19 protein-coding genes are annotated in these 18,883 nt (G+C 69.2%); 10 read left to right on the top strand and 9 right to left on the bottom strand.

Translation table 11 applies throughout. The features are described 5' to 3' along the window. Positions 1-55 precede the first annotated feature (55 nt). The 3 genes from J7520_RS14335 to hutI are packed head-to-tail and all read right to left on the bottom strand — an operon-like array spanning position 56 to position 2,825. The gene (locus J7520_RS14335) at positions 56-1,255 is read right to left on the bottom strand and encodes an NAD(P)/FAD-dependent oxidoreductase (RefSeq protein ID WP_291189442.1); all 1,200 of its coding nucleotides are present in this window, start codon (positions 1,253-1,255) and stop codon (positions 56-58) included. Further along, positions 1,255-1,584, bottom strand: a complete 330-nt coding sequence (locus J7520_RS14330; RefSeq protein ID WP_291189440.1) for a YkgJ family cysteine cluster protein — start codon at positions 1,582-1,584, stop codon at positions 1,255-1,257. Before J7520_RS14330 ends, J7520_RS14335 begins: the two co-directional genes overlap by 1 nt. Beyond that, positions 1,581-2,825 (bottom strand): imidazolonepropionase, encoded by a 1,245-nt coding sequence (gene hutI, locus J7520_RS14325; protein WP_291189438.1) that lies wholly within the window; start codon positions 2,823-2,825, stop codon positions 1,581-1,583. The genes J7520_RS14330 and hutI overlap by 4 nt, the downstream gene beginning before the upstream one ends. A 72-nt stretch (positions 2,826-2,897) precedes the next feature. Here hutI and J7520_RS14320 point away from each other — a divergent pair, with 72 nt between their 5' ends. Further along, positions 2,898-4,268: a formimidoylglutamate deiminase gene (locus J7520_RS14320; RefSeq protein ID WP_291189436.1), complete on the top strand. Its 1,371-nt coding sequence runs from the start codon at positions 2,898-2,900 to the stop codon at positions 4,266-4,268. Positions 4,269-4,292: 24 nt separating this feature from the next. Here J7520_RS14320 and J7520_RS14315 read toward each other — a convergent pair whose 3' ends face one another. The 3 genes from J7520_RS14315 to J7520_RS14305 form a co-directional block, all read right to left on the bottom strand. Then, on the bottom strand, positions 4,293-5,810 hold the full coding sequence (locus J7520_RS14315) for a hypothetical protein (protein WP_291189434.1): 1,518 nt from the start codon (positions 5,808-5,810) through the stop codon (positions 4,293-4,295). Positions 5,811-6,017: 207 nt separating this feature from the next. Then, a complete protein-coding gene (locus J7520_RS14310; protein WP_291189432.1) occupies positions 6,018-7,181 on the bottom strand; it encodes a glycosyltransferase in 1,164 nt (387 codons plus the stop codon). A 174-nt stretch (positions 7,182-7,355) separates the two neighbouring features. Continuing rightward, the gene (locus tag J7520_RS14305) at positions 7,356-8,270 is read right to left on the bottom strand and encodes a LysR family transcriptional regulator (protein ID WP_291189430.1); all 915 of its coding nucleotides are present in this window, start codon (positions 8,268-8,270) and stop codon (positions 7,356-7,358) included. An 82-nt stretch (positions 8,271-8,352) separates the two neighbouring features. On the opposite strand from J7520_RS14305, the gene J7520_RS14300 reads away from it, so the two are divergent. From J7520_RS14300 to J7520_RS14285, 4 genes are all read left to right on the top strand, one after another. Further along, positions 8,353-9,102, top strand: coding sequence for an SDR family NAD(P)-dependent oxidoreductase (locus J7520_RS14300; RefSeq protein ID WP_291189428.1), 750 nt, complete (start codon positions 8,353-8,355; stop codon positions 9,100-9,102). A 43-nt stretch (positions 9,103-9,145) separates the two neighbouring features. Further along, positions 9,146-10,147, top strand: coding sequence for an aldo/keto reductase (locus tag J7520_RS14295; RefSeq protein ID WP_291189426.1), 1,002 nt, complete (start codon positions 9,146-9,148; stop codon positions 10,145-10,147). A gap of 160 nt (positions 10,148-10,307) precedes the next feature. Continuing rightward, the gene (locus J7520_RS14290; RefSeq protein ID WP_291189424.1) at positions 10,308-11,381 is read left to right on the top strand and encodes an NAD(P)-dependent alcohol dehydrogenase; all 1,074 of its coding nucleotides are present in this window, start codon (positions 10,308-10,310) and stop codon (positions 11,379-11,381) included. A gap of 25 nt (positions 11,382-11,406) precedes the next feature. Continuing rightward, complete coding sequence (locus tag J7520_RS14285; RefSeq protein WP_291189422.1) at positions 11,407-12,414, top strand: aldo/keto reductase; 1,008 nt, start codon at positions 11,407-11,409, stop codon at positions 12,412-12,414. Here J7520_RS14285 and J7520_RS14280 read toward each other — a convergent pair. Then, positions 12,404-13,651 (bottom strand): ectonucleotide pyrophosphatase/phosphodiesterase, encoded by a 1,248-nt coding sequence (locus J7520_RS14280; RefSeq protein ID WP_291189420.1) that lies wholly within the window; start codon positions 13,649-13,651, stop codon positions 12,404-12,406. The genes J7520_RS14285 and J7520_RS14280 overlap by 11 nt on opposite strands. Before the next feature lie 174 nt (positions 13,652-13,825). Further along, positions 13,826-14,431, bottom strand: coding sequence for a cysteine dioxygenase family protein (locus J7520_RS14275; protein WP_291189418.1), 606 nt, complete (start codon positions 14,429-14,431; stop codon positions 13,826-13,828). Positions 14,432-14,683: 252 nt separating this feature from the next. Between J7520_RS14275 and J7520_RS14270 the strand changes: the two genes are divergently transcribed. From J7520_RS14270 to J7520_RS14250, 5 genes are all read left to right on the top strand, one after another. Continuing rightward, the gene (locus tag J7520_RS14270) at positions 14,684-15,742 is read left to right on the top strand and encodes an NADH:flavin oxidoreductase/NADH oxidase (RefSeq protein ID WP_291189416.1); all 1,059 of its coding nucleotides are present in this window, start codon (positions 14,684-14,686) and stop codon (positions 15,740-15,742) included. 158 nt (positions 15,743-15,900) lie between these two features. Further along, positions 15,901-16,218 carry a hypothetical protein gene (locus J7520_RS14265; protein WP_291189415.1) on the top strand — a complete coding sequence of 106 codons (318 nt, stop codon included), beginning with the start codon at positions 15,901-15,903 and terminating at the stop codon, positions 16,216-16,218. Positions 16,219-16,287: 69 nt separating this feature from the next. Next, the gene (locus J7520_RS14260; RefSeq protein WP_291189413.1) at positions 16,288-16,947 is read left to right on the top strand and encodes a hypothetical protein; all 660 of its coding nucleotides are present in this window, start codon (positions 16,288-16,290) and stop codon (positions 16,945-16,947) included. 10 nt (positions 16,948-16,957) lie between these two features. Then, positions 16,958-17,287 carry a heavy-metal-associated domain-containing protein gene (locus J7520_RS14255; RefSeq protein ID WP_291189411.1) on the top strand — a complete coding sequence of 110 codons (330 nt, stop codon included), beginning with the start codon at positions 16,958-16,960 and terminating at the stop codon, positions 17,285-17,287. Further along, the gene (locus tag J7520_RS14250) at positions 17,284-17,661 is read left to right on the top strand and encodes a hypothetical protein (RefSeq protein ID WP_291189409.1); all 378 of its coding nucleotides are present in this window, start codon (positions 17,284-17,286) and stop codon (positions 17,659-17,661) included. Before J7520_RS14255 ends, J7520_RS14250 begins: the two co-directional genes overlap by 4 nt. An 84-nt stretch (positions 17,662-17,745) precedes the next feature. Here J7520_RS14250 and J7520_RS14245 read toward each other — a convergent pair whose 3' ends face one another. After that, positions 17,746-18,777, bottom strand: coding sequence for a hypothetical protein (locus J7520_RS14245; protein ID WP_291189407.1), 1,032 nt, complete (start codon positions 18,775-18,777; stop codon positions 17,746-17,748). Positions 18,778-18,883: the final 106 nt, after the last annotated feature.

Below are 18,883 nucleotides of genomic sequence, written 5' to 3'. Positions count from 1 at the left end.
CGAATGTTCCGACCTTCGATGGACGGTCAGGTTCCGCCGAGGGATGAACGCTCGCCTACAGCACGTTGCCGCAGGCTTGTCCCGAAGCCCAGGCCCATTGGAAGTTGTAACCGCCGAGCCAGCCGGTCACGTCGACGACTTCGCCGATGAAGTACAGCCCAGGCACGTGTCGCGACTGCATCGTCGACGAGGACAGTTCGTTGGTGTCGACGCCGCCGAGCGTGACCTCGGCCGTGCGGTAGCCTTCGGTTCCGCTCGCGACGACTGGCCAGTCGGCGAGCTGCGCGGCGATGTCGCGCAGCTCCGCTTCGCGGTACTGGCGCATCGGCTTGCTGGCGAACGCGATCTCGCACAGACGCTGCGCATAGCGCTTCGGCAGCGCGTCGGCGAACACGGTGCGCAGTTCCGCCGCCGGCCGTTCGGCCTGCTGCGCGCGCAGCCAATCGAACGCGTCGAGCCCCGGCAGCAGATCCAGGCGCAGCTCGTCGCCGGGAGTCCAGTACGAGGAAATCTGCAGGATCGCCGGCCCGCTGACGCCGCGATGCGTAATCAGCATGGCGTTGCGGAAACTGGTGCCGTTGCAGCGCGCCTCGACCGGAAACGAGACGCCGGCGAGATCGGCGAGCCGTTCCAGCGGTTTGCCGCTCAAGGTCAGCGGCACCAGGCCGGCCCGCGTCGGCAGCACGCGATGCCCGAACTGGCGCGCCAGTTCGTAGCCGAAGCCGCTCGCGCCCATGCTCGGGATCGACAGGCCGCCGCTGGCGACGACCAGCGACGGCGCAACGGCGTGGCCCGCGGTGGTGGCGACGCGGAAGCGGTCGTCGCGATGCTGCACGCCCGTCACCGAGCAGTTCGTCTCGATGCGCACGTTGCCGGCGGCGCATTCGTCGAGCAGCATGCGCACGATCTGCTTGGACGACTCGTCGCAGAACAGCTGGCCGAGTTCCTTCTCGTGATAGGCGATGCGGTGCCGTTCGACCATCGCGACGAAGTCGGCCGGCGTATAGCGCGCCAGCGCCGACTTGCAGTAGTGCGGATTGGCGGAGAGGAAATTGCGCGGCGCGGCGCCGAGATTGGTGAAGTTGCAGCGGCCGCCGCCGGACATCAGGATCTTCTTGCCGACGCGGTTGGCGTGCTCGACCACCAGCACGCGGCGGCCGCGCTGGCCGGCGACCAGCGCGCACATCAGCCCGGCGGCGCCGCCGCCGATGACGATCGCGTCGAAGTCCTGGGCCTGCGTAGCGGCGTCCGTCATCAGCCGCATTTCGACGCGGCGTCGCCGTACCACTCGGCGCGTTCGATCAGGCAACCGGCGCCGCCCATCGCGAAGTCGCGGCAGACTTGCGGGCGCTGCGCGTAGATCGTGCAGCGCATCGTGTCGCGGTCGAGCGCGGTGCACCAGCCGTCGTCGCGCTGCGCCATGTGTTCGAGGCCGTATTCGTCGACGTCGATCGCCCAGAGCGGCACCGCGTCACCGGGCATCAGCAGCACCGGCAGGCGGCAGCAGACCGCCTCGCAGCCGGTGCAGCGCACGTTCGCGTCGATCACCTCGTCGACGACTTCGATCGCCAGCGCGGTGGTCATCGCGTCGCCGTCGTCCGCACCGCGCGTCCGCCGACGCGCACCTCGCGCGCGAGGCCGCCGCCGATCCAGTAGCACAGCTCGGCCGGACGGCGCGCGTTCCAGATCGTGAAGTCCGCGCGCAGTCCGGTCTTCAAGGCGCCTCGATCGTCCAACCCGAGCGCACGCGCGGCGTGCACCGTCGCGCCGCACAAGGCTTCTTCCGGCGTCAGGCGCAATTCGATGCAGGCCATGTTCAGCGCCAGCCGCAGCGACAGCAGCGGCGAGGTGCCGGGATTGAGATCGCTGGCGACCGCCATCGCGACGCCGTGCTCGCGAAACTGCGCGATCGGCGGCGGCTGCGTCTCGCGCAGCGCGTAGAACGCACCCGGCAGCAGCACGGCCACCGTGCCGGCCGCGGCCATCGCGCGCACGCCGGCTTCGCTGGTGTGTTCCAGATGTTCGGCCGAGCGCGCGCCGAATTCGGCCGCCAGCGCGGCGCCGCCGAGGTCGGACAACTGATCCGCGTGCAGCTTGACCGGCAGGCCGAGCTCGCGCGCGCGCTCGAACACGCGGCGCGTCTGCGCCGGCGAGAACGCGATGCGCTCGCAGAACGCGTCGACCATGTCGGCCAGTCCTTCTCGCGCGGCGGCGGGCAGGATCTGCGTGCAGATCAGCTCGACGTAGTCGTCGGCGCGGTCCTTGAACTCCGGCGGCAGCGCATGCGCGGCGAGCAGGGTGGTGCTGGCACCGATGCCGAGTTCGCCGCCGATGCGGCGCGCGACGCGCAGCATCTTCAGCTCGCTGTCGAGGTCGAGGCCGTAGCCGGACTTGATCTCGACCGTGGTGACGCCGTCGGCGAGCAGGGCGCTCGCGCGCGGCAGCGACTGCGCGAGCAGTTCGTCCTCGCCGGCGGCGCGCGTGGCGCGCACGCTGGACAGGATGCCGCCGCCGCTGCGCGCGATCTCCTCGTAGCTGGCGCCGTTCAGGCGTTTCTCGAATTCGTCGGCGCGGTCGCCGCCGAACACCAGGTGCGTATGGCAGTCGATCAGGCCCGGCGTGACCAGCGCACCGCCGGCCGAGGCGACCTCGGCCGCGAGGCGCTCGGGCGCTTCGCCGAGATCGCGCTGCGCGCCGGCGAAGACGATCGCGCCGTCCTTCCAGGCCAGCGCACCGTTCTCGATCAGGCCGTACGGCGTGCCCGTCCGGTCCATCGTGGCCAGGCTCGCGTCGAGCAGCAGGCCATCCCATTGCGCGTTCGGCATGAACACTCCATCTGGCGAGACGCCGCGCCGCTCGCTAGGCTGCGTGCGTTCGACGACTGCGGAAAAATTCCGATGCCTGCGTATTTTGCCGATTCCGGATGGATGCCGCACAGCGGCTGGGTCGAGCGTGCTCGATTCGAGGTCGACGGCGACCGTTTCGTACCGGCCGCTGTCGCGGGTACGGACGGCGCCGAGCGGCTGGGGCGCTACGTCGTGCCGGGCCTGCCGAACCTGCATTCGCACGCATTCCAGCGCGCGATGGCGGGGTTGGCGGAGAGGAGAGGCCATTCCGAGGACAGTTTCTGGAGCTGGCGCGAGGTCATGTACCAGTTCGCCGGCCGCATCGGGCCGGACCAGCTGCGCGCGATCGCGGCGCAGCTCTACGTCGAGATGCTGAAGGCCGGCTACACGCAGGTGTGCGAGTTCCACTATCTGCACCATCAGCCAGACGGGCGCCCCTACGCCGACGCGGCGGCGATGTCGCTGGCGTTGATCGAAGCGGCGCAGGAGGCCGGCATCGGTCTGACCCTGCTGCCGACCTTGTACATGACCGGCGGCTTCGACGGCCGGCCGCTCGGCGAGCGGCAGCGCCGCTTCGGCCACGAGGTCGACGCCTACCTGCGCCTGCTCGAACGGCTGAGCGCGTCGCAGTCGCCGATGCTGCGTGTCGGCATCGCGCTGCACTCGTTGCGCGCGGTGCCGCAGGAGGCGTTGCGTGTCGTGCTGGGCGACGCCCTGGCGCAGGATCGTCCCATCCACATCCATATCGCCGAGCAGATCGGCGAAGTGCAGGACAGCCTCGCGATCCGCGACGCGCGGCCGGTCGAATGGCTGCTCGGCCACGCGCCGGTCGACGCGCGCTGGTGCCTCGTGCATGCCACGCACATGACCGAGCAGGAAACGCGCGCACTCGCCGCGACCGGCGCAGTAGCCGGCCTGTGCCCGACCACCGAGGCGAACCTCGGCGACGGCCTGTTCCCGTTGCAGACCTACCTCGACGCCGGCGGCGCGATCGGCATCGGCTCCGACAGCCACATCTCGGTGTCGCCGGTCGAGGAGCTGCGCTGGCTCGAGTACGGCCAGCGCCTGATCACGCGACACCGCAACGTCAGCGCGAGCGCGGCGACGCCGAGCACCGGCGAGCGCCTGTTCGCGCTGACGCTGACCGGCGGGGCGCGGGCCAGCGGCGTGGCGATCGGACGTTTCGGCGCGGTTCCCGGCGAGCCCGCTGCGCGGGCGGATCTGCTCGTGCTGGACGAGAATTCTCCGCTGCTGGCGGGCCGCGACGCCGCGCACGCCATCGACAGCTGGATCTTCGCCGGCAACACCAACCTAGTGCGCGACGTGATGGTCGCCGGGCGCTGGGTCGTGCGCGATTTCCGTCATCGCGACGAGGAACGCATCGCGGCGCGCTATCGCGAGGTCGTCGAACGCTTGAAATAGACCGGCGGACATGCCCGCCGGTTTCTACGATCTGGGACCGGGAATCTCGTAGCGTTCGACCCGGCCGACGTTTTCGATCGCCGATCGCACCTCGGGTCTCGCCAGCAATGCCTTCCATTGCAGGCGGCGTTTCGAGAGGATCGGAGTGGACGGAAGTTCCATGTAATCCTGGATGTCCACCAGCGCTTGATTGCGCCAATCTTCCCGCCTCAGGCGTTCGAGCAGGAGATTTGCAGCGCCTTGCAGATCATCGGTGATGACCAAGGCCATCTGCCAAGTGGCGATGGCGTCGGTACGATGCTCTCGCATGAAGGCCAAATGGTTCGCCACGGCTTGCGCATCGTTGCGTTGCATCGAGGCATCCAGACGAATCATTTCCAGCTGCATGCGCCCGTAAGGGCTCATCGCGCCGACTTCGGTGATCGTATCGAGTGCATCCTGAGGGCGGCCGAGTGTGTTGTAGAGCTCGCCGAGGTTGATCACCTGGCTCACGTTCATCTGTCCGCTCTCGGGGCGACGCGCCGCCTTCTCGCGTTGCTTCAGCGCTTCATCCCAACGCCCGAGCCGGGCCAGTGCTTCGGCTCGCTGATCGAGGATCCAGGCATAGTATTCGTCGAAATCCTCGTAGACCTTCGACCCGCCGTCCGCGGCCGCCTTTGCGATGACGTCGTCGGCGATCGAGATCGCCCGTTCGAACTGCGCGGACTGAAACAGACGACTCTGCAGCCTCATCAGCGGTTGGAGTCGATCGGGGGAGGTGCGCACCGCGGCTTCCGTGGCTTTCAGCGTGAAGTCGATCGCGCGCGCGATCTGGAACGCCTCCGGATCCTTCCGGGTGATCCGATCGAAGCGCCGGTCGGCGCGCAGCGCGACGACTTCGAGAGGCAAGTGGACATGCGACGCCACTTGCTTCGCCTTGCGGACGTCATCTCGCGCCAGCAGCAGACGAGCCAGGTCGGCCCAAAGCCCGTCCGGGTCCGCATCGTTGCCTGTCCACCCGGCGTCGAAGAGGCTTTCGAGCATGTTCCGGTATGCGTCGTCCTTTCTTTCTTCGTTGAGCTGAACGCCGATCCGGAATATGGCCTGCGCGCGGATCTCGACGAGGGTCTTGGGCCAACGCTTCGCGATCTGCGTGACGCAGCGCGCGGAGTCGTCGTAATCCTTGAGGTCGTAGGCGGTTCGCAGTCGGCTGTGCCAGTCCTTGCTGTCGGACTGCTTGAATTCCGTGGCCAGCACGAACCAGCGATGCGCGGTTTCGGTCTCGCCTCGATCGAGAGCGATGGCGCCTGCGAGGAAAGTGGCCGCATAGCGCTGCTCCGCGGGTGAGTTCGCGAATGCAGGCGAGCGCGTCGCCTCGTCGATGATCGCAGCGGCACCGGGCAGGTCGTTCGCCTGGATGAGGTAGTAGGCTCGACGGATTGCCTGCCGAACCGTGTCTTCTTCTTCGGCCAACAGGGGAGAGGACGAGCGGGAGGCAGTGCTCTTGGCTAGTGCCGAAAACGAAAGCGTAGCGGCAAGCAGGATCACCGCGATCATTCGCATGGACATTGCTCGTTTCCCTTCCCTGTAGTGCCATCATTGTCCTTGGGGCATCGCAATGTGGCAATTCGCCGAAGCAACGGCTCGAGCGTCTGCTTCAAGGCGGGCGGCGGATGCCGGCCGAATCTCGGCTCGCATTGGCGCCAGCACCTTCGAACGGATCGAAGTCGAGTGCTTTGAGCACTTCGCTCGAGGACCGGCCTTGTGAGGTCATGGGTGTTGTGATGCCGCCAGGCGTTCGTACAGATCGACGGTCGCGCGCATCAGCACCGGCGCACTCCAGGCGCGCGCATCGTCGCGCGCCGCCGCGCCGAGTTGTGCGCGCCGTTCGGGCGAACGCAGCAGGGCAGCGACGTGGCCGGCGAAGGTGGGGACGTCTTCCATGCTGACGCGCGCGCCGGTCGCCTGTCGCAGGACCGCTGCGGTGCCCATGACTGCGGTCGAGACCACCGGCACGCCGAGCGCCATCGCTTCGATCAGGACCAGGCCTTGCGTTTCGGTCGGCGAAGCGAACACGAACACGTCGCCCGCACGGTAGCAATCGAGCAGGGCGGTGCGGCGGTCGAGGTTGCCGGGGAAGCGCAGATGGCCGTCCAGGCCGAGCGCGCGTCCCTTCGCCTGCAGGCGTTCGGCGTCGGGGCCTTCGCCGGCGACGATGAAGACCAGGTTCGGGAATTCGTCGAGCAGGGCGCGCGCGACCTCGAGCAGGAAGGCGATGTTCTTCTCCGCCGCCAGTCGGCTGACGGTGACCAGGGTCGGCTGGCCGGCTTCGATGCCGTACAGGCGGCGGAAGCGCGCGCCGTCGCCGCCCTGGAATTCGTCGAGGTCGATGCCGGTCGGGATGATCGTCGTCGGGGTGGCGATGCCGTAGCGTTCGAGCACTTCGCGCATCTGCTGCGTGGGCACGATCAGGTGATCGACTTCGCGGCAGAGTCGGCGCGAAATGCTGCGCGCGGCGAAACGCAGCGGCGCGGCGGGCAGCCACGGGAAATAGTGCTTGGCGTACGGCTCGAAGTAGGTGTGGTAGGTCTCGACCAGCGGCGCCGCGCCGCGCCGGCGCAGCATCACGCCGAGCTGGTGGGCGCGGAACGGCGTGTGCACGTGAATCACGTCCCAGTGCCGTCGCGCCAGCTCGTCGGCGGCGATGCGCAGGGCCGGGCGCCGGATCAGGCGGTCCTCCGGATCGAAGAAGATTCCGCGCGCCGGCAGGCGCAGGATCTCGAACTCGCCGTCTTGGTCGATGTCGCCGTACGCGGGCGCGACGATCGTGACGACGTGTCCCAGCCGCCGCAGCTCGCGCGCGAACGTGCGAATCGAGGTCGACACTCCGTTCACGCGCGGGAAGTAGACGTCCGACAGCATCAGGATGTTCATGACGCCGACGTTACGGGGCGATTCTTACGGAATGACAACGGTGGCGGAAAGGCGGTTGCACGGTGTGATCGCGCTGCCTTCCGCGGTCGTTCCCGCTCCTTCCGAGAGGCTCACCGGTCGGCGTCGATCGCTCGAAAGTGAGTTCTCGCCTTCGCGCGAATGACGAGTGGTCTCTCAGCCCACCCGCTCGCGCAGAAAATCGGCGAATACGCGCAACTTCGGCGCCAGCTGCGCACGGCTCGGGTAGTACAGGTAGAACCCGTCGTACGGCGGCAGATGTTCGTCGAGCACGCGTTCGAGCGCGCCGGAGGCGAGTTCGGCGCGTACCACCAGTTCCATCGTGTGCATCAGGCCGACGCCGTCGCGGGCTGCGCGCGTGAGCAGGCCGGTGTCGTTGCTGATCAGCGGGCCCTCCACGTTGATCTCGTACCAGCGGCCGCGCTCGCAGAACTCCCAGCGATAGATCGTGCCGCCGGTGCTGAAGCGCGAGCGCAGGCAATCGTGCGTCTGCAGGTCGCGCGGGTGGACGGGCCTGCCGCGGCGGGCGAAGTAGGCCGGCGCGCCGACCACCACCGAGCGCTGCTTTCCGCCCAGCGGCAGCGCGATCATGTCGCGCTGCACCTTCTCGCCGAGGCGGATGCCGCAGTCGAGGCTTTCGCCGATCAGGTCGTTGAGCGAATTGTCGACGTGGACGTCGAAGCGGATGTCGGGGTAGGCGGCGAGGAAGTCGGCCAGGTGCGGTTCGAAGAACGCGCTGACGACGCCGCGCGGCATCGTCACGCGCAAGGTGCCGGCCGGGCGCGTGCGCTGCTGGCGCAGGTCGTCGAGCGCGCCGTCGATGTCGGCGAGCGCCGGGCCGATGCGTGCCAGCAGCACGTCGCCGGCCTCGGTCAGGCCGACGCGCCGCGTCGTGCGATTGAGCAGGCGTACGCCGAGGCGGGTCTCGAGTGCACGCACGGTCTGCGACAGCGCCGACGGCGACACGCCGAGTTCGCGCGCGGTGCGCGTGAAGCTGGCGTGGCGGGCGACGCGCGCGAACACCAGTAGCGCCGGCAGCTGGTCCGGCTGGATTGTGAAGGCAGGCTTCATGGTGAATGTCGATGCTGGGGATTTTTCGGACGAATCGCAAGGCGCAGGATGAGCACCCTCAAGAACAGCATGAGGTTTCCACATGTCCCCACGTCTCAAGAAGCGCGTCGCGCTGGTCACCGGTGCTTCCTCCGGCATCGGCGAGGCGACCGCGATCGCCCTGGCCGAGGCCGGCGCGAAGGTCGCGATCGCGGCGCGCCGGCGCGATCGCCTCGACGAAATCGCCGGACGGCTGCGCGCGCTCGGTGCCGAGCCGCTGGTGCTGCCGGCCGACCTGCTCGACGAGCGCGAGGCGCAGCGCATCGTGGCGCAGACCGAGGTGCACTACGGCCGCCTCGACATCCTGGTGAACAACGCCGGCGTGATGTACCTCGAGCCGGTCGCCGAGGCCGATCTCGGCCGCTGGCGGCGCATGCTCGAACTCAACGTGCTGAGCCTGATCGCCTCGACCCAGGCCGCCTTGCGCGGCATGCGCGAGCGCGGCGGTGGCGACATCGTCAACATCGCCTCGACCGCCGGCCGCATCGCCAATCCGATGGGCGCGGCGTACTCGGCGACCAAGTTCGGCGTGGTCGCGTTCTCGGAGGCGCTGCGCCGCGAGGTGTATCAGGACGGCGTGCGCGTCAGCGTGGTCGAACCCGGCGTGGTGGAGACGGAACTGCGCGACCACATCGGCCACACCCAGGTGAAGGACGCGCTCAACGCCTGGGCCGGCGGCATGCGCCAGCTGCAGCCCGACGACGTCGCCGAGACGATCCTGTTCTGCGTCACGCGGCCGCCGCACGTCAGCATCAACGAAGTGCTGATGCGGCCGACCGACCAGGAGCGCTGAGCGCCCGCCGTTCCGCATCCATCTTCGAAGGAGACCCGCAGCAATGCAGACACGAATCCTGGGCCGCGACGGCCCGCACGTTTCCGCCATCGGCCTTGGCTGCATGAGCCTCGGCATCGGCGAGATCTATTCGAGCGGCGCACGCGACGAGGCGAGCGCGGTCGCACTGATCCATCGCGCGCTCGACCTCGGCGTGACGCTGCTCGACACGGCGAACATCTACGGCGATTCCGAGGCGAAGGTCGGCAAGGCGCTGAAGGGCAGCCGCCGCGACGAGGCGATCGTCGCGACCAAGTTCGGCATCGTCAGCGACAGCGACGTGCCGGTCGCGCGCGAAGGCGTGAACGGGCGGCCGGAGTACGTGCGCAAGCAATGCGAGGCCTCGCTGCGCCGGCTCGGCGTCGAATACATCGACCTGTACTACCAGCACCGCATCGACCCGGCCACGCCGATCGAGGACACGGTCGGCGCGATGTCCGACCTCGTGCGCGAAGGCAAGCTGCGCTGGATCGGCCTGTCGGAGGCCGCGCCGGCGACGATCCGGCGCGCGCATGCGGTGCATCCGATCGCCGCGGTGCAGACCGAGTATTCGCTGTGGAGCCGCGAGCCGGAGGACGAACTGCTGCCGCTGCTGCGCGAACTCGGGATCGGCCTGGTCGCCTACAGCCCGCTCGGGCGCGGTTTCCTGGCCGGGCGCTTCAAGTCCGCCGGCGACCTCGCCGCGAACGACTGGCGTCGCGGCAACCCGCGCTTCTCGGACGCGAATGTGGCGAAGAACGGCGCGATCGCCGAGCGCGTCGCCGCGATCGCCCTTGAAAAGCGCTGCACTCCGGCGCAATTGCTGTTGGCGTGGGTGCTGGCGCAGGGAACGGACATCGTGCCGATCCCGGGCACCAGCCGCATCGCGCGGCTGGAGGAGAACCTGGCCGCGGCGGAGGTGGCGTTGACCGCCGAGGATCTGGCGCGCATCGACGCCGCCGTGCCGAGGGACGCCGCGCTCGGCGCGCGCTACCACGAGGACGGCATGCGGCTGGTGAACGTTTGAGCGGCGCTCGCTGCCGCCAATCCCGCGGTCGCGAGCGGACGGCGCAGCCGACCCCGAGGTCGAGCGCGCGGCGCGAGTAGTGCGGGATCCAATGGGTTCGGTGCCCGGTCGCCGCGTCGGCCGGGCATTTTCGCTTTTTCCAATCGACGGAGATTTGTCCATGCTGAAAGCCAAAGGCTACGCCGCGCACGATGCGCAATCCGCCCTGGTCCCGTTCTCGTTCGAGCGCCGTTCGCCAGGCCCGCGCGACGTGCAGATCGAGATCCTCTACAGCGGCATCTGCCACTCCGACCTGCACCAGGCGCGCAACGACTGGCGCAATTCGCTCTATCCGATGGTGCCCGGACACGAGATCGTCGGTCGCGTGACCGCGGTCGGCGCCGAGGTGACGAAGCTGAAGGTCGGCGACTACGCCGGCGTCGGCTGCATGGTCGATTCCTGCCGCACGTGCGCGTCCTGCGCCGAAGGGCTGGAGCAGTACTGCGAGCACGTGCCGACCTACACCTACAACTCCAAGCTGCGCGACAGCGAGGAACTGGCCTTCGGCGGCTATTCCGACCTCATCGTCGTCGACGAGCACTTCGTCGTGAAGATTCCGCCGACGCTCGACCTCAAGGGCGCCGCGCCGCTGCTGTGCGCCGGCATCACGACCTGGTCGCCGCTGCGTCACTGGAAGGTCGGCCGCAACGCGGACGGCACGCCGCAGAAGGTCGGCGTGATCGGCCTCGGCGGCCTCGGCCACATGGGCATCAAGTTCGCCAAGGCGCTCGGCGCGCAGGTGGTGATGATCACGACCTCGCCGAGCAAGGCCGCCGACGCAATGCGCCTCGGCGCCGACGAGGTGCTGCTGTCGACCGACCGCGCGGCGATGAAGCAGCACGCGCGCAGTTTCGATTTCCTGCTCAACACGATCCCGAACGGACACGATCTCAACCCGTACGCGGCACTGCTCAAGCGCGACGGCCACATGGTCCTGGTCGGCGTGCTGACCGAACTCGACCCGCCGCTGTTCGGCGGCAGCCTGATCGGCGCGCGCCGCAGCATCGCCGGCTCGGCCATCGGCGGCATGGCCGAGACGCAGGAAATGATCGATTTCTGCGCCGAGCACGGCATCGTCGCCGACGTCGAGATGATCGACATGCCGTCGGTCAACGCCGCCTACGAACGACTGCTGAAGAACGACGTGAAGTACCGCTTCGTCATCGACATGGCGTCGCTGAAGAACGCGGCGTGAGCGTCGCCCGAGGAGGAATGCACCCATGAAATACCGCACGCTCGGCCCACAGGGGCCGAAAGTTTCCGCGCTCGGCCTCGGCTGCATGGGCATGAGCGACTTCTACGGCGAACGCGACGACGCGCGGTCGATCGCGACGATCCACCACGCGCTCGACCTCGGCCTGAATTTCCTCGACACCGCCGACGTCTACGGTCCGCACACCAACGAGATCCTGGTCGGCAAGGCGATCGCCGGCCGCCGCGACGAGGTGTTCCTGGCGACCAAGTTCGGCATCGTGCGCGATCCGGACGATCCGAGCGCACGCGGCTTCGACGGCAGCCCCGAGTACGTGCGCCGGAGTTGCGAGGCCAGCCTGAAGCGGCTCGGCGTCGATCACATCGACCTCTACTACCAGCACCGCGTCGACCAGAACGTGCCGATCGAGGACACCGTCGGCGCGATGGCCGATCTGGTCCGGCAGGGCAAGGTGCGCTACCTCGGCCTGTCGGAAGCGTCGGCGCAGACGATCGAACGCGCGCAGGCGGTGCATCCGATCACCGCGCTGCAGTCGGAGTACTCGCTGTGGACGCGTGATCCGGAGGAGCAAGGCACGCTGGACGCGTGCCGCCGGTTCGGCATCGGCTTCGTGCCGTACAGCCCGCTCGGGCGCGGTTTCCTCACCGGCGCGATCAAGAGTCCGGACGACTTCGCCCCCGACGACTACCGCCGCGGCAGCCCGCGCTTCCAGGGCGAGAACTTCGCGCGCAATCTCGCCCTGGTCGACAAGCTGAAGGAATTGGCGGCGTCGAAGAGCGGCGAAGGCCGCTGCGTGACCGCGGCGCAGCTCGCGCTGGCCTGGGTGCTCGCGCGCGATCCGCACGTGGTGCCGATTCCCGGCACCAAGCGCATCGCCACGCTGGATGAAAACGTGGGCGCGCTCGAGATCGAACTGAGCGAAGCGGAACTGGCCGGGATCGACGCGATCTTCCCGCCGAAGGCCGCGGCCGGCGCGCGCTACACGCCGGCGATGATGCGCGCGCTCAACGGCTGAGCGCGGCGCTCGGAGCCGTCAGCATCGGTGCGACGGCTCCGAGGTCGCCGTCGTTCGGTCGCGGCGTCAGGCCGAGCAGGTGCATCAGCAGCGGATAGACGTCGACGTTCGGAAACTCCGGCACCACCAGCCCGCGCTTGAAGGCAGGCCCTTGCGCGATGAACAGCGCGCGCATGTTCGGATCGTCGTTGTCGTAGCCGTGTTCGCCGAGTGAGAAGCGCTTGCGCGTGGCCTGGTACTCGCGCGTGGTGATCAGCCAGCCGTCGTCGGCGAGGCAGAGCAGGGCGGGGACGCGTGGATGGGTGCCGTAGTGCAGTCGCGCGGGCACCTCGGTCTTGCGCCAGCAGCGCATGTGCTCGTGCGGGCGCAGCAGCTTCGCTTCGACGTCGGCGGTCCTGCCGCTGCGTGGATTCAGCCCGGCGAGGATGCCGAGGTTGACGGATTCGGCCTCGTCGTCGCCGACCAGGTCCTCGAGATAGATCAGGCGCTCCCGCGCGGTCGCCGTGCCGCCGTGGTCGGACACGATCACCAGGTTCGCGCGGTCGGACAGGCCGCGCCGCTTCAGTCCGTCGAGCAACCGTGCGAGCGCCGCGTCGACCTCGCGCAAGGCCGCATCGACGCCGGCCGAAGCGGGGCCGTCCTGGTGCGCGGCGTGATCGATCTGCTCGAAGTACAGCGTGTAGAAGCGCGCGCGCTCGGGCGGCGGCAGGTCGATCCAGGCGAGCAGCTGATCGACGCGCGCGTCCGGCTTCATCTTGCCGTCGAACGGCAGCCAGCGGCTCGGCCGTACGCCGGCGATGGCGACGTCCGAGCCCGGCCAGAACATCGTCGCCGCATGCACGCCCTGCTTCTCGGCGCTGACCCAGATCGGCTCGCCGCCCCACCACGTCGGATCGGCGGTGGTCTTGGCGTCGTTGTAGACGAAGCGCGCGCCGCTGATCGGATCGACCATGCGGTTGTTGACGATGCCGTGATGGTCCGGATAAAGGCCGGTGACGAGCGTGTAGTGGTTCGGGAAGGTCAGGCTGGGGAAGGCCGGCTTCATCGCCTCGGCGCGCACGCCCGCGGCGGCCAGCGCATTCAAGGTCGGCGTGTCGCCGCGGTCGAGGTAGTCGGGTCGGAAGCCGTCGATCGAGACCAGGATGACCGGACCGATGCGCGACGGCGCCGGCGGCGTCGACGCGCAGCCGGCGGCGAGCAGGAGCCAGGCAAGGACGAGCAGAAAGCGCAGGCGCATCGCGGGTTCCCCGGGCGAAAACGCCTATCCTCGCCGATTGCGATGACGGATTGACAGTACGCGTGCGTGCGTCGCCGGCGCCCGTCATTCCGGCGAGCGCGGGAATCCCTTGCGGCTTTCAGGGCTGCGGACGTTCGCGGGCGGGACCTGGCCCGCCGGATCGTCGTCGTCGACCTACGCGCGCCGCGCGTGCTCCACGCCGATCCGTCCGTCGATCTTCGCGGTCGTCGGCTGCGCGGTGTAGCGACCGCCGTGCCGCGCATCGAAATTCAGATACGTCTCGAGCAGGCCGCCGTAGACGTGCAAGGTCACCGCCGGGCGCCGCGCCGACAGGTTCGCGCAGCGGTGCGCGTGGCCTTGCGTGCCGAGGAACGCGCAGGACTGGCCTTCCTCGAGCAGGGTGGTGCCGACGAAGCGCGGCTGCTGCTCGCCGTCGCCGTCGGCGACCAGTTCGTAGTCGTCGACGCCGAGCGCGCCCTGCAGCACCATCTCGATGCCCCACAGGCCGGCGTGGTCGTGGATCGGTGTCGAGTAGCCGGGCGGCCACACCATCACCAGGCCGGTGTAGCGGCCCTCGCGCTCGCACTCGTACAGCCAGCGCGTGAACTCGTGCGGATGCTGGTCGCACAGCGTGCGCAACGCGCGACGGTCCTTCGGCGAATACCACACGGCGTCGCGCAGGCCGCGGTGCAGGCGATCGAGCGAGAATTCCGCGGCGTCCAGATGCGACGCCATGTAGGCGCGGACGCTGCGCGTCACGTCGAGATCGATCGGCAACATGCGCTACCCCAAAGCGAGCTTTCAGGGCGCGAATGGACCACATCCGCCGTTAAGCTGGCGCTAAGGATTCGGACGCCGGGGTCCATACGGATGCGCAGGTGCTCGAACATCGTTCGGCAAGCCATTGATCGGGCGTGGAGTCCTCGCCGTTCCGGGAAAAGTATCTTTTTCTATAAGTTCATTCGCTCCTGCGCCATTGCGTCGCGCCGCCGCGACTCCATCTTCGGCCGCCTTGCCCTTCGGAGACTCCAGATGAGCCTGTTCGAACCGCTGACGCTCGGCGATACCGTCCTGCGCAACCGCATCGCGGTATCGCCGATGTGCGAGTACTCCGCCGTCGACGGCGTGCCGAACGACTGGCATCTGGTGCACCTCGGCAGCCGCGCGGTCGGCGGCGTCGCGCTGGTGCTGACGGAAGCGACCGCGGTGTCGCCGGAAGGACGCATCTCGCCGGCCGACACCGGCTTGTGGAACGAGGCGCAGACGGCGGCATGGGCGCGCATCGTCGACTTCGTGCGTGGGCAGGGCGCGGTGGCCGGCGTGCAGCTCGCGCACGCCGGACGCAAGGCGAGCACGGATTTGCCCTGGCGCGGCGGCAAGCCGGTCGACGCGGCGCACGGCGGTTGGACGCCGGTCGCGCCGAGCGCGCTGGCGTTCGCCGACGGCCATGCCGTGCCGCAGGCGCTCGACCGGGCCGGCGTGGCCAAGGTGGTCGACGATTTCCGCGCCGCCACGCTGCGCGCGAAGGCGGCCGGCTTCGGCGTGGTCGAGATCCACGCCGCGCACGGTTATCTGCTGCACGAGTTCCTGTCGCCGTTGTCGAACCGGCGCGAGGACGACTACGGCGGCTCGCTCGAGAACCGCGCGCGCCTGCTGCGCGAAGTCGTCGCGGCGGTGCGCGAGGTGTGGCCGCGTCCCGCGCCGCTACTGGTGCGCGTCTCCGCGACCGACTGGGCCGAAGGCGGCTGGGACATCGACGAATGCGTCGAACTCGCGCGCTGGCTGAAGCAGGACGGCGTCGACCTGATCGACACCTCGTCCGGCGGCCTGGTGCCGCATGCGAAGGTGCCGGTCGAACCCGGCTACCAGGTGCCGTTCGCCGCGCGCATCCGGCGCGAGGCCGGCATCGCGACCGGCGCGGTCGGCCTGATCACCGACGCCGCGCAGGCGGATGCGATCGTCGCGCGCGGCGAGGCCGACCTCGTCCTGCTCGCGCGCGAACTGCTGCGCGATCCGTATTTTCCGCGCCGCGCGGCGGCGGAACTCGGCGTGGCGATCGAGGCGCCGCCGCAGTATCGGCGCGCCTGGTGAGGCGACTTCGCGAGAGGAGTGCCGCCGTCTGCCGTCGATACCGTCGTGGAAGATGCGCCCCGGCGGCTTGTGCGGCGGAGCGCCGTGCCGGCCGTGATGCGTTCGGCAGGATCGGCGATATCGACGCCCCGGATGCGCCGGCGTAAGCTTCGCCGGCGATGAAACCGCGCCGTCTACCGATCCTGTTGCTTGCGCTGCTGCTGGTCGCCGCCGGCATCGTTGGCGCGGTCGCGCCGGTGCTCGCGGTGACGGCGCATCATTGCGATCACGCCGACGCGGGCGCGCCGATGCCGTCCGCGCCGTGCTGCGGCGACTGCACGAATGCACCGGATTGCGCCCAGGTCTGCGCGCCTCCGTTCATCGCGCCGTCTACACCCGGCCAGGTCGTGCACGGCGCACACCCCGCACCGGCGGACCTGGCGATCGCATCGAACAGCTGGACCGCGCCGCCGCAGACGCGACCTCCGATCGCCTGATTCCTCCCGCGTCGACACCGCGGCATTCGCCGCTTCGCGCGTTCGCGCGCGTCCCTCCGTGGAGGAATCATGCAATCCCTTGTTGCGGGCCGCCGTGCGGCGGTCCTGTTGTGCGCCTGCGCCGTGAGCGCGGCGCAGGCGAAGCCGATCGCATTCGCCGACGGCACGACGGTGATGGCCGAGTACGGCGCCGGCACGATGGTCGAAGCGCAGGCGTTCTACGCGCCGAGCTACCGGTTTTCGGCCGGCGGCGGCTACCTGCGCCTGGACAGCGATCTCGCGCGGCGTTCGCGCGAGATCGAATACGTTCGCGCGAACGTGCTGGCCAAGCGCTGGAATCTCGATGCGGCGCAGGCGAACGTGTTCGTCTGGGGCAGTCTCGGCCGCGGCCGCGGCGACGGGTTCGACGGCAGTCGTCTCGCGCGCAACGCCGGCTTCCAGCTCGACTACGAGACGCGGCGCGTCTACGCCGCGGTGAAGAGCGACCTGTGGGAAAGCCCGGCGTTCTCGCATCGCATCGACACCGTGCAGCTCGGCCTGGCGCCGTACGAGCATGACTACCGCGATCTGGCGACCTGGTTCGTCGTGCAGGCGCGCCGCTACACCGGAGAGATCCATCGCGGCACCGAGACGGCACTGCTGCTGCGCCTGTTCAAGGGCGGCACCTGGGTCGAGGCCGGCGTCACCGACGACGGCAAGCCGCAGGTCATGGCCATGTTCAATTTCTGAGGTGAAGACGATGAAGAAGATCACGCAAAGAGTGTGTTTCCTGGCGCTGCTCGCGGCGAACGCGCATGCCGCGACGATCGAGATGGACGTCAACGGCCTGGTCTGCGCGTTCTGCGCGCAGGGCATCGAGAAGAAGCTGCGCACGTTCGAGGCCACCGACGACCTGGTCGTCAGCCTCGAACGGCGACTGGTCGCGGTGTCGACCAAGCCGGGGCAGGACATCGGCGACGAGGCGTTGCGCACGGCGCTGACCGACGCTGGCTATACGGTGAAGGCGATCCGCCGCAGCGACGAGCCGCTGAGCGCGGTGCGCGAGCGCGTGCAGGCGTCGCGGAAATGAGCGCGGAACTGCGCGGCAGCGTCTGGGCGGCGTCCGCGGCCCTGCTCGCCAGCAGCGGCACCCTGCTCTGCTGCGTGCTGCCGGCGGCGATGGTCGCCGTCGGCGCCGGCGCGGCGCTGGCCGGCCTGGTCAGCGCGGTGCCGCAGCTGGTCTGGCTCAGCGAGCACAAGGCGCTGGTGTTCGGCTTCGCGGCGGCGATGCTGGCGCTGGCCGGCAGCCTGCTGTGGAAGGCGCGGCGGCTGCCGTGTCCGGCGGATCCGGCGCTGGCGAGGTCGTGCCGGCACTTGCGGCGTTGGAGCGCCGGCCTTTACGGCGTCGCGCTGACGGCATTCACGCTCGGCGCCGTGTTCGCGTTCGTGCTGCCGCGGTTGTAGTGGCTGAAAGAAACTCGCCGCCCTGTCCGATCGCGGGCTCGGCGGCGAGAATCTGGGCGCGCCGCAGGCTTCGCTCATCCGGCCCTAGTCGTCGAACCCGTTCGCGAAAATCGCGTCCACCGGCACGGCAAACGGCGTGCCGAGCGAGCCGGCGCCGACGTTGGCGCCTTCCACTTCCTGCACCGGTGCGGCGTTGCCGCTGGCGTCGTCGGCGAAGACGACGACGCGGTTCTGCGCCGCGCTGCCCGAGCCGCTGCCGCTGGCGACCATCAGTCGGTGCAGGTACGGATCGTGGCCGATGCCGTTGACGTAGTAGCCGGGCGGCAGGTCCAGTCCGGTCGCGTCACCTTCGATCGTGTAGAGCGGCGCCGCCTCGCCGCTGGCGTCGTCGGCGAACACGCCGATGCGCACGTGCGTGACGGGGCTGCTGCCGTCCCACGGCGTCTGGCACAGCACGAACAGGCGATGCGCGGCCGGATCGTGGGCGACGCTGATGCAGTTGGCGACCGCGGGGCCGGTGATGCGGCGCGTCGGCGCGTCGTAGGGGCCGGCAGTGCGCGCATGGAACACCAGGCGGTCGTACTCCGACACCACGTATTCGTCGCTGTCCGGCAGGTAGCGCAGCGAGAGCGGGTTGTTGAGGTCGGTGGCGCTGCCGCTGAGGCCGCCCCAGTTGATGGTGCGGATCGCGAAGGTGTCGCTGCCGCTCGCGTGCAGCGGGTAGGTGGCGATGCAGCAGTTGGAAACGATGATGCCGATCTCGTCCTGCGCGTACACCGGCGCGCTCGCGCGCGTCTGGCCGAACTGCGGCGGATTGAGCACGCGCAGCGGCGCGACGTTGCCGCGCGCGAAGGCCGGATACACCAGCAGCGCGCGGCCGTTGAAGTCGGAGACGTAGAGGAGCTGCTCGTTGGGTTCGTACACGCCGAAGGCCGGCTCGACCATCTGCGTGTCGGGCCCGGTAATGTGCGCCAGCGGTGCGTCGGCGCCCTGCGCGTTCGCTCCGAAGAAGGCGATCTGCGGCGCGAAGCCGCCGATGGCCATTTCGGCGTGGGCGGTGGTGGTGGCAAGGGCGAAGGCGGACAGCAGGCTGGCGGCGAGCGGGGAGAGGCGCATGGTCGGAGGGCGTGAGGAGGTTGCCCCCCTTTACGCGGAAGCGCGCCGCAAACCTTAAGGGGACTTCGAATGGGCGCGCCCGGCCTTGCGTACCGTCATTCCTGTG

This window comes from Dokdonella sp. (assembly GCF_017744955.1).
Lineage (GTDB): Bacteria > Pseudomonadota > Gammaproteobacteria > Xanthomonadales > Rhodanobacteraceae > Dokdonella_A.
Note: the sequence above shows the minus strand (reverse complement) of the source record. Positions and strands in the feature narration are given on the sequence as shown.